This is a genomic window from Nonomuraea sp. NPDC003707 (assembly GCF_053587055.1).
On the sequence record NZ_JBSFNK010000053.1, the window covers coordinates 20,097 to 31,029 of the forward strand.

The 10,933-nt window shown below is 74.1% G+C and carries 1 protein-coding gene; it reads left to right on the forward strand.

What is annotated here, in order from left to right; genetic code table 11:
- Positions 1-20: 20 nt before the first annotated feature.
- A complete protein-coding gene (locus ACWDRB_RS60975) occupies positions 21-10,910 on the forward strand; it encodes a type I polyketide synthase (RefSeq protein ID WP_449910901.1) in 10,890 nt (3,629 codons plus the stop codon).
- Positions 10,911-10,933 lie beyond the last annotated feature (23 nt).

Genomic DNA, 10,933 nt, shown 5'->3' on the forward strand with positions numbered 1-10,933 from the left:
GCTCAGAAGGGCTACGTTCGATGGCAAACGAAGACAAGCTCCGGGGCTACCTGAAGCGGGTCACGGCCGACCTGCACCAAACCAGGCAGCAACTGCGGGAGATCCAGGGCCGGGAGCACGAGCCGATCGCGATCGTCGGCATGGCCTGCCGCTACCCGGGCGGGGTCACCTCGCCCGAGGAGCTGTGGCGGCTCGTCGCCGACGGCGTCGACGCGATCTCCGAGTTCCCCACCGACCGCGGCTGGGACGAGAACCTCTACCACCCCGACCCGGACAACCCGGGCACGACCACGGCCCGGACGGGCGGCTTCGTCTACGACGCGGCCGACTTCGACGCCGGCTTCTTCGCGATCTCGCCACGTGAGGCGTTCGGGACCGACCCGCAGCAGCGGATGTTCCTGGAGTCGTGCTGGGAGGCGTTCGAGCGCGCCGGCATCGACGCGAACTCCGTGCGCGGCAGCCGGACCGGCGTCTACGCCGGCGTCATGTACCACGACTACTTCCGCGCCGAGGCGCTCGGCAGCGTGGTCTCCGGCCGGGTGGCGTACGCGCTGGGCCTCGAGGGCCCGGCGATCTCGGTCGACACGGCCTGCTCGTCGTCGCTGGTGGCGCTGCACCTGGCGGCGCAGGCGCTGCGGCGCGGCGAGTGCTCGCTGGCGCTGGCCGGCGGCGTGACGGTGATGGCGACCCCGAACACCTTCATCGAGTTCTCCCAGCAACGGGGCCTGTCGGCCGACGGCCGCTGCAAGTCCTTCGCCGACGCGGCGAACGGCACCGGCTGGAGCGAGGGCGTGGGGGTGCTGCTCCTCGAACGCCTGTCGGACGCCCGGGAGAACGGGCACCACGTCCTCGCGGTCATCCGCGGCAGCGCGGTCAACCAGGACGGCGCCAGCAACGGGCTGTCCGCGCCGAACGGCCCCTCCCAGATCCGCGTGATCAGGGAGGCGCTGGCCGACGCGGGCCTGTCGCCCTCGCAGGTGGACGCGGTGGAGGGGCACGGCACCGGCACCACCCTGGGCGACCCGATCGAGGCCCAGGCGCTCATCACCGCGTACGGGCAGGACCGGGACCAGCCTCTGTGGCTGGGCTCGCTGAAGTCGAACATCGGCCACGCCCAGGCCGCCGCCGGCGTCGGCGGCGTGATCAAGATGGTGATGGCGCTGCGCAACGAGACGCTGCCGCGCACCCTGCACGTGGACGAGCCGTCCACGCACGTGGACTGGTCGGCCGGCGCCGTCGAGCTGCTCACCCAGCCCCGGCCGTGGGAGTCCGGCGAGGCGCCCCGCCGCGCCGCCGTCTCGGCCTTCGGCTTCAGCGGCACCAACGCCCACCTGATCCTCGAAGAGACGCCGGCCGAGCAGGACGACACCGCCGAGCAGGCTGGGCTGAACCTGCCGCTGGTGCCCTGGACGGTCTCCGCCAGGGACGCGCAGGCGCTGGCCGCGCAGGCCGACCGGCTCAGTACGTGGGCGGCCACGCGGCCGGACCTGCGCGTCGAGGACGTCGGCTGGTCGCTCGCGACCGGCCGGGCGGCGCTCGACCAGCGCGCCGTGATCGTGGGGGAGACCCGGGACGAGCTCCTGGCCGGTCTCCGGTCGCTCGCCGACGGCGCCACCGCCGTCACGGGTTCCGGGGCGGGAGGCAGGATCGCCTTCCTGTTCGCCGGCCAGGGCAGCCAGCGGGTGGGCATGGGCGCCGCGCTCGCCCAGGCGTTCCCGGTGTTCGCCGCCGCGCTCGAAGACGTCTGCAAGGTGCTGGACCCGCTGCTGCCGCACCCCATCAGAGACGTCATGTTCACCGACCCCGACGGGGTGCTGGACGAGACGGGCATGACCCAGCCCGCCCTGTTCGCCTTCGAGGTCGCCCTGTACCGGCTGCTGACCTCGCTGGGCATCGAGGCCGACGTGCTTGCCGGGCACTCGGTCGGCGAGCTCGCCGCCGCCCACGTCGCGGGGGTGCTCTCGATCGGCGACGCCTGCGCGCTGGTCGCCGCGCGGGCCCGGCTGATGCAGGCGCTGCCCGCGGGCGGCGCCATGCTGGCCGTCGCCGCCCCGGAGGAGCAGGTCCTCCCGCTGCTGGCCGGCCGCGCGGACCGGGCCGGGATCGCCGCGGTCAACGCGCCGGGCGCGGTCGTCGTCTCCGGCGCCGCCGGCGACATCGACGAGATCGCGCAGGCACTCGAGGCAGGGCAGGTACGCACCCGCCGGCTGCGCGTCTCCCACGCGTTCCACTCGCCGCTCGTCGAGCCGATGCTGGAGGAGTTCCGGCAGGTCGCGGAGTCCCTGACGTACGGCGAGCCCGCCATTCCGATCATCTCCGACGTGACCGGGCAGAAGGCGCAGCCCGGGCAGCTCACCGACCCCGGCTACTGGGTGGACCACGTCCGCCGGGCGGTGCGCTTCGGTGACGCCGTCACCACCGCCAGGGCCGGCGGCGCCACCGTGTTCGTGGAGGTCGGCCCGGACGGGGTGCTGACCAGCCTGGCCAGGCAGACGCTCGACGGCGACGACGCCGCGTTCTTCGTCAGCGCCACGCGCAAGGACCGCGACGAGGCCCGCGCCTTCGTCGAGGCCGTCGGCCGGCTGCACTGCCGGGGCGTCGCCGTCGACTGGGACGCGTACTTCGCCGACGCCGTCCCCCAGCGCGTCGACCTGCCCACGTACGCCTTCCAGCGCAAGCGCTTCTGGTTCATGCCCGGCGCGACCCCGGCCGAGCAGGCGCCCGACGGCTCCGTCGACCCCGAGTTCTGGGCCGCGGTCGAACGCGAGGACGTGGCCGCGCTCGCCGCCACCCTCGGCATCGAAGACGGCTCCCCGCTGGCGGCCATCCTGCCGGCGCTGTCGTCCTGGCGGCGCCGGCGCCGCGACCAGGACGTGCTCGACTCCTGGCGGTACCGCGTCACCTGGACGCCCGTCGGCACATCCGGCGGGAAGCCGCCCGCGCTGTCGGGCACCTGGCGCGTCGTCGTCCCGGCGGACCGGGCCGGCGGCGACGCGGCGGCCTCCGTCGCCGGGGCGCTCGAACGGCACGGAGCCCGGTACGAGCTCCTGGAGGTCACCGGCGACTCCGGAAGGGACGACCTCGCCGCGCTGCTGGGCGGGGACGAGGCGCCGGCCGGCGTGCTCGCCCTTCACTGCGACCTGGCCCGGACGGTCACGCTGATCCAGGCCATGGACGACGCCGGCGTGGCGGCGCCGCTCTGGATCGCCACCGACGGCGCCGAGAGCGTCAGCCGGGCCGACCCGGTCCGCGACCCGGAGCAGGCCGCGGTCTCCGGGCTCGGCCGGGTCTTCGGCCTGGAGCACCCCGCCCGTTGGGGAGGTCTCGTCGACCTGCCGGAGACGCTCGACCAGCGCGTCCTGACCCGCCTGGTCACCGTGCTCGCCGGGATCGGGGAAGAGGACCAGCTTGCCATCCGCGCCTCGGGGATCTTCGCCCGCCGCCTGTCCAGGGCGCCAAGGGCGCGGACCGACTCGGCCGAGCACTGGCGGGCCCGCGGCACCGTACTGATCACCGGCGGCACCGGCGGCCTGGGCGCGAACGTCGCGCGGTGGCTGGCCCGCGACGGCGCCGAGCACCTCGTGCTCACCAGCCGGCGCGGCGCCGACGCCCCCGGCGCCGCCACGCTCGTGGCCGAACTCCAGGAGCTCGGCGCGCGGGTGACGGTGTCCAAGTGCGACGTGGCCGACCGCGACGCGCTCGCGGCCCTGGTCCGCGAGATCGAGGCGGACGCCCCCGTCCGATCGGTCTTCCACACCGCGGGCGTGCCCCACATGCAGCCCCTCACCCGGCTCGGACGGGACGAGCTGGCCGAGGCCACCCAAGCCAAGATCGTCGGAGCCGCCAACCTGGACGCGGCCTTCGACGGGTCGCTCGACGCGTTCGTGCTGTTCTCGTCCGGCGCCGGTGTCTGGGGCGGCGCCCTGAACGGCGCGTACGCCGCCGGCAACGCCTACCTCGACGCGCTGGCCGCGCACCGCCGCGCCCGCGGCCTCGCCGCCACGGCCGTCGCCTGGGGCTTCTGGGACGCCGCGGGCGGCGGCATGACCACGCTCCTCGACGAGGGGGACGCCCGCAGGACCGGCGTCCGCTACATGGACGCCGGCCTGGCCATCGACGCCCTGCGGCAGGCCTTGGACGACGGCGAGACCAACCTGGTCGTCGCCGACGTCGACTGGGAACGGTTCTTCCCCATCTTCACCGCCGCCCGGCGGCGGCCCCTTCTCGACGGCGTCCCCGAGGCCGTGGCGGTGTTCCAGAAGGAGGCGGTAGCCGACTCCGAGTCCTCCGAGCTGCGCGCGAAGCTCCTCCCGCTGAGCGAGGACGAGCAGGACCGGCTGCTGGTCGCGCAGGTGCGCGAGCAGGTGGCCGCCGTGCTCGGGTACGCCCCCGGCGAGGTGGAGGTGGACCGGGCCTTCCGAGACCTCGGCTTCGACTCGGTCACCGCGGTCGAGCTGCGCGGCAGGCTCAACGCCGCGCTGGGCGTGCGGCTCCCGGCGACCGTGGTCTTCGACTACCCGAACGTCAAGGCGCTCGCGGGCCTGGTCCGCGGCGAGGTCCTGGGCACCCGGACGGAGGCCGGGCCCACCGGCGAGAGCCGCGGGCCGGTCTCCGACGACCCGATCGTGATCGTCGGGATGAGCTGCCGGATGCCCGGCGGCGTGACCAACGCCGACGACCTCTGGCGGCTGGTCGCCGAGGGCGGGGACGCGATCTCGGCCCTCCCGGACGATCGCGGCTGGGACGTCGAAGGGATCTACGACCCGGACCCCGAAGCCCAGCTCGCCTCGTACGTACGGGACGGCGGCTTCCTGCGTGACGCGGCCGAGTTCGACCCCGAGTTCTTCGGCATCAGCCCGCGCGAGGCCCTGGCCATGGATCCGCAGCAGCGGGTCCTGCTCGAAGCCTCGTGGGAGGCGATCGAGCACGGCCGGATCGAGCCCGGCTCGCTGCGCGGCACCCGTACCGGCGTCTTCGTCGGCGCGGCCTACGAGGAGTACGGCCGCCACTCCGACCAGGTCCCGCTGGAATCCGTGGGGCACCTGGTCACGGGCACGCTGAGCAGCATCGCGTCCGGCCGGGTCGCGTACGCGCTGGGGCTCGAAGGGCCCGCGGTCACGGTGGACACGGCGTGCTCGTCGTCGCTGGTGGCGCTGCACCTGGCGGCGCAGGCGCTGCGGAACGGCGACTGTGACCTGGCCCTGGCCGGCGGTGTCACGGTGATGTGCACCCCGCTCGGCTTCATCGGCTTCAGCCTCCAGGGCGCGCTCGCCCGGGACGGCAGGTGCAAGCCCTTCGCCGGCGCGGCGGACGGGTTCGCGCTGTCGGAGGGCGTCGGCATGCTGCTGGTGGAGCGGCTGTCGGACGCTCAGCGCAATGGGCATCAGGTGCTGGCGGTCCTCAAGGGTTCGGCGATCAACCAGGACGGTGCGAGCAACGGGATCACGGCTCCGAACGGTCCTTCTCAGCAGCGGGTGATCCGGCAGGCCCTGGCCAACGCCGGGCTGTCGGGCGCCGAAGTGGACGTGGTCGAGGCGCACGGGACGGGCACGACGCTGGGCGACCCGATCGAGGCCCAGGCGCTGATCGCCACCTATGGCCAGGACCGGGACCAGCCGCTGTGGCTCGGCTCGGTCAAGTCGAACATCGGCCACACCCAGGCCGCCGCCGGTGTCGCCGGGGTCATCAAGATGGTCATGGCCATGCGGCACGGCCTGCTGCCGCAGACGCTGCACGTGGACGAGCCGTCGCCGCACGTGGACTGGTCGGCCGGGGCCGTCGAGCTGCTCACCGAGGCCCGGCCGTGGGACGTGCAGGATCATCCGCGCCGCGCCGCCGTCTCCTCCTTCGGCATCAGCGGCACCAACGCCCACGTGATCATCGAGCAGGTGCCGGGCACGGACGAGGAGCCCGAGCCCGTCGACGAGCCGCCGGTGGTGCCGTGGGTGCTGTCGGGTCGCAGCGCGGAGGCGTTGCGGGCTCAGACGGGCCGGTTGGCCGATGCGGTGGCCGGGGTCCGGCCGGTGGATGTGGCGCATTCGCTGGTGGCCTCACGGTCGGCGTTCGACCACCGTGCGGTGGTGATCGGCGCGGATCGGGAGGAGCTGCTGGCCGGTCTGGACGAGGGTGCAGTGCGGGGTGTGGCCGGGCCGTGCGGCAAGACGGTGTTCGTCTTTCCTGGTCAGGGGTCGCAGTGGCTCGGTATGGGCGTCGAGTTGCTGGATGACTCGCCGGTGTTCGCGGCGCGGATGGCGGAGTGTGAGGCGGCGCTGTCGGAGTTCGTGGACTGGTCCCTCACAGATGTGTTGCGTAGCGGGGAGGGCCTGGACCGGGTCGATGTGGTGCAGCCGGTGCTCTGGGCCGTGATGGTGTCCCTGGCCGAGGTGTGGCGCTCGCTCGGAGTGGTCCCGGCCGCAGTGGTGGGCCATTCCCAGGGTGAGATCGCCGCCGCCGTGGTGGCGGGTGCGTTGTCGCTTGAGGACGGCGCCCGGGTGGTGGCGTTGCGGAGTCAGGCGATCGTGGCGCTGGCCGGTCGGGGCGGTATGGCGTCGATCCCGCTGCCCGCTTCGGAGGTGGCGGTGGACGACCGGATCTCCATCGCGGCCGTGAACGGACCTTCTTCGACGGTGGTGTCAGGCGATGCGGATGCCATTGAGGAATTCCTGGCTCGGCACGACGCGGTGCGGGCGCGGCGGATCGAGGTGGACTACGCCTCGCATTCGGCGCATGTCGCGGCGATCGAAGAGGAGCTGGCGAGGCTGCTGGCCCCGGTAACCCCGCAAACGAGCGAGGTGCCGTGGTATTCGACCGTGCGGCAGTGCTGGCTGAGCGGGACCGAGGTGGATGCCGCGTACTGGTACGAGAATCTGCGGCGGACGGTGTGGTTGGAGCCGTCGGTGCGGGCGCTGGCCGAGCAGGGGCATGGGGTGTTCGTTGAGGTCAGCGCTCACCCGGTGCTGATGATGGCGGTGCAGGAGACGGTCGAGGACGTGGTGGCCTGTGGCACGCTGCGCCGCGACGACGGCGGTCTGCGCAGGCTGTGGACGAGCGCCGCCGAGCTGTGGGTACGCGGAGTGAACGTCGATTGGGCCCAGGCCCTGGACCCCGCCGCCCCCCGGATGGTCGACCTGCCCACCTACGCCTTCCAGCACCAGCACTTCTGGCTGGAGGAGCGCACCGCGAGCGCTGGTGACGTCGGAGCCGCCGGGCTCGGGGCGGCCGGGCATCCCCTCCTGGCCGCCGCCGTCTCGCTGGCCGACTCCGACGGCGTGCTGCTGACCGGCAGGCTCTCGCTGAAGACCCACCCGTGGCTGGCCGACCACCAGGTCAACGGCCAGGTGCTGCTGCCCGGCACGGCGTTCGTGGAGCTGGCCGTCAGGGCCGGCGACGAGGTCGGCTGCGACCTGCTCGAAGAGCTGACTCTGCAGGCCCCGCTCATCGTGCCGGAACGCGGCGCGATCCAGCTCCAGCTGGCCGTCGGCGCCCCCTACGAGGACGGGCGGCGGCAGCTCACCGTCCACACCCGGCCCGACGGCGGAGCCGCCGACGACCCGTGGACCTGCCACGCCACCGGCGTGCTCGCGCCGGAGGCCGCCGCGCCGCCCGCCCAGGAGACGGCCGCCTGGCCGCCCGAGGGCGCGCAGCCGCTCCCGATGACCGGCCTGTACGACTGGCTCGGCGCGGTCGGCCTGGGCTACGGACCCACGTTCCAGGGCCTGAAGGCGGCCTGGCGGCGCGACCAGGAGCTGTTCGCCGAGGTGGCGCTGCCGGAAGGGACCGAGACCGGCGGATTCGGGCTGCACCCGGCGCTGCTCGACGCCGCGCTGCACAGCGTCGCGCTCAACGCGGCCACCGCCGAGGACGGGCCGCGGATGCCGTTCGCCTGGACCGGCGTACGGCTGCACGCGACCGGCGCGACCTCGATCCGCGTCCGGCTCACCCCCCGCGGCACCGACGACGTGACGCTCGCCGTCACCGACACGACCGGCGTGCCCGTCGCGCACGTGGACTCGCTGATCCTGCGCCCGCTTCCCGCCGACCTCGGCGCCGAGCAGCGCGCCACCGGAGAGGACTCGCTCTACACGCTCGAATGGGCGCCGGTGCCCGCCGGCGAACCCGCGGGCGAGCAGCGATGGGCGGTCATCGGCGACCCGTCCGACCTGGCGGCCGCCAGGATCGACGCGGCCGCGCACGCCGGCCTGGCCGAACTCGTGGCCACCGGATCGGTGCCCGAATGGGTGGTCGTCCCGCTGGACGGCGAACCGGAGCCCGATCTGGCCGCGGCGGTCGCCGACCGGACCTGCCAGGTGCTGGAGCTGCTGCAGACCTGGCTGGCCGAGGAGGGCTTCCCCGCCTCCAAGCTCGTCCTCCTCACCCGGGGCGCGGTCGCGACCACGGCGGAAGAGGAGGTGCCGGACCTGGTCAACGCCGGGGTCTGGGGCCTCGTCAGGTCCGCGCAGTCGGAGAGCCCCGAACGGGTCGTCGTCCTCGACCTCGACCGTGACGCGGACTCCTGTCGGGCGCTGCCCGCCGCGCTCGCGACAGGCGAGGCGCAGCTCGCGATCAGGAACGGGACGGCGTACGCGCCCCGCCTGGCCCGGCCCGGAGCCGACGGCGCGCTGACCCCGCCGGCCGATGCCGCGAACTGGCGGCTGGACGTCACCGCCCGCGGCACGCTCGACGACCTCGCGCTGCTCCCCACCCCGTCGGCGCCGCTCGCTCCCGGCGAGGTCCGCATCGGCACCAAGGCCATGGGCCTGAACTTCCGCGACGTGCTGATCGCCCTGGACATGTACCCGGGAGACGCGCCCATGGGCGGCGAGGGCGCCGGCGTCGTCATCGAGGTCGCCGACGACGTCACCACGCTCGCGCCCGGCGACCGGGTGATGGGCATCGTCGACGGCTTCGCCCGGGAGGCGGTCACCGACCACCGGCTGCTCGCCCGCATCCCGGACGACTGGACGTTCGTCCAGGCGGCGTCCGTGCCGATCGCCTTCGTCACCGCCTACCACGCCCTGGTGGACCTGGCCGGGCTCCAGGCAGGCGAGGCGCTGCTCGTGCACGCCGCCGCGGGCGGCGTGGGCACGGCCGCCGTGCAGCTCGCGCACCACCTGGGCGCCGAGGTCTACGGCACCGCCAGCGAGAGCAAATGGGACGCGGTACGCGAGCTGGGCGTTCCCGCCGAGCGCATCGCCTCGTCCCGGACGCTGGAGTTCGCGCGGACCTTCGCCGCGGGCGTGGACGTCGTGCTCAACTCCCTCGCGGGCGAGTTCGTGGACGCCTCGCTGGGCCTGCTGCGACCGGGCGGGCGCTTCATCGAGATGGGCAAGACGGACGTACGGGACCCGGCCGAGCTGCCCTCGGTCCGCTACCAGAACTTCGACCTCACCCTGCTCGGCCCGGCGCGCACCGGCGAGATCCTGGCCGAGATCGCCGCCCTGTTCGCGCGCGGCGCGCTCCGGCTCCCGCCGATCAGCACGTGGGACGTCCGCCGCGCCCCCGACGCGTTCCGGTACGTCGCCCAGGCCCGCCACATCGGCAAGGTCGTCCTGACGGCACCGCCCGCCCTCGACCCCGAGGGCACCGTGCTCGTCACCGGCGGCACCGGCGCGCTCGGCGCCCTCGCCGCCAGACGCCTGGTCACCGAGCACGGCGTGCGGCACCTGGTCCTGGCCAGCCGGCGCGGCCCCGCCGCCGACGGCGCGGCGGCGCTGGAGGCGGAGCTGACCGGGCTCGGCGCCACCGTGACGGTCGCCGCCTGCGACGCCGCCGACCGCGACGCCCTCACCGCGCTGCTCGCGAGCATCCCCGCCGAGCACCCGCTGACCGGGGTCGTCAGCACGGCGGGCGTGCTCGACGACGGGATGATCTCCTCGCTCACCCCGGAACGCGTCGAGGCCGTCATGCGCCCGAAGGTGACCGCTGCCGCCAACCTGCACGAGCTGACCACCGATCTCGACCTGGCGCAGTTCATCCTGTATTCGGGCGCCGCGGGCATCCTCGGCAGCCCCGGCCAGGGCAACTACGCCGCGGCGAACACGTTCCTGGACGCGCTCGCCCAGCACCGCCGAGCCCGCGGGCTGGCGGCCACCTCCCTGGCCTGGGGCCTGTGGTCGCCGCAGAGCGGCAGCGGCATGACCGGCCACCTGGACGAGGCGGACCTGAGCAGGCTGAGCCGGTCCGGCATGGGCGCGCTCGACCTCGACGAGGGCCTCGGCCTGTTCGACCGGGCGCTGAGCGTGGACGAGGCGGCGCTCGTGCCGATCCACCTGGATCTCGCCACGCTGCGCGCGGGCGCGGCCAAGGGGTTCGGCCACCCGCTCTTCCGCGGCCTGGTACGCATCTCCACGCGCCGCGTGCTCGCGGCGGAGACGCCCATGGGCGAGTCGCTCACCGACCGGCTGGCCGCCCTGCCGGAGGCGGAGCGGGCTCCGATGCTCCTCGACCTGGTACGCGGCCACGTGGCCGCCGTGCTCGGCTTCGCCGGGCCGGAGTCCGTCGAACCGGGACGGGCGTTCAAGGACCTCGGCTTCGACTCGCTGACCGCCGTGGAGCTGCGCAACCGGCTCAAAGCGGTCACGGGACTGCGGCTGCCCGTCTCCCTGATCTTCGACTACCCCAACGCCGCCGCGCTGGCCGGGCACCTGCTGGAGGAGCTGGCGCCGCCCGCGCACAGCGCCGAACAGCAGGTCCTGGCCGAGCTCGACCGGATCGAGGCCAGGCTGGCCGTCATGGCGGCCGAATGCGCCACCGCCGGGGAGATCACCGCCCGGCTCGAACAGCTGGTCTTCTCCTGGAAGGAACGGCACCAAGAATCCGGAGCCACCGTCGAGGACGTGGCCGATCAGCTCAGCTCGGCCACGGCCGACGAGATCATCAGTTTCATCGACAGCGAGTTCGGACTCTCCTGAGCAGGCGTCACCGAAGGCTAGGA

Coding starts and splice junctions, on each gene's coding strand:
- ACWDRB_RS60975 (WP_449910901.1), top strand. CDS start 21: ATGGCAAACGAAGACAAGCTCCGGGGCTACCTGAAGCGGGTCACGGCC.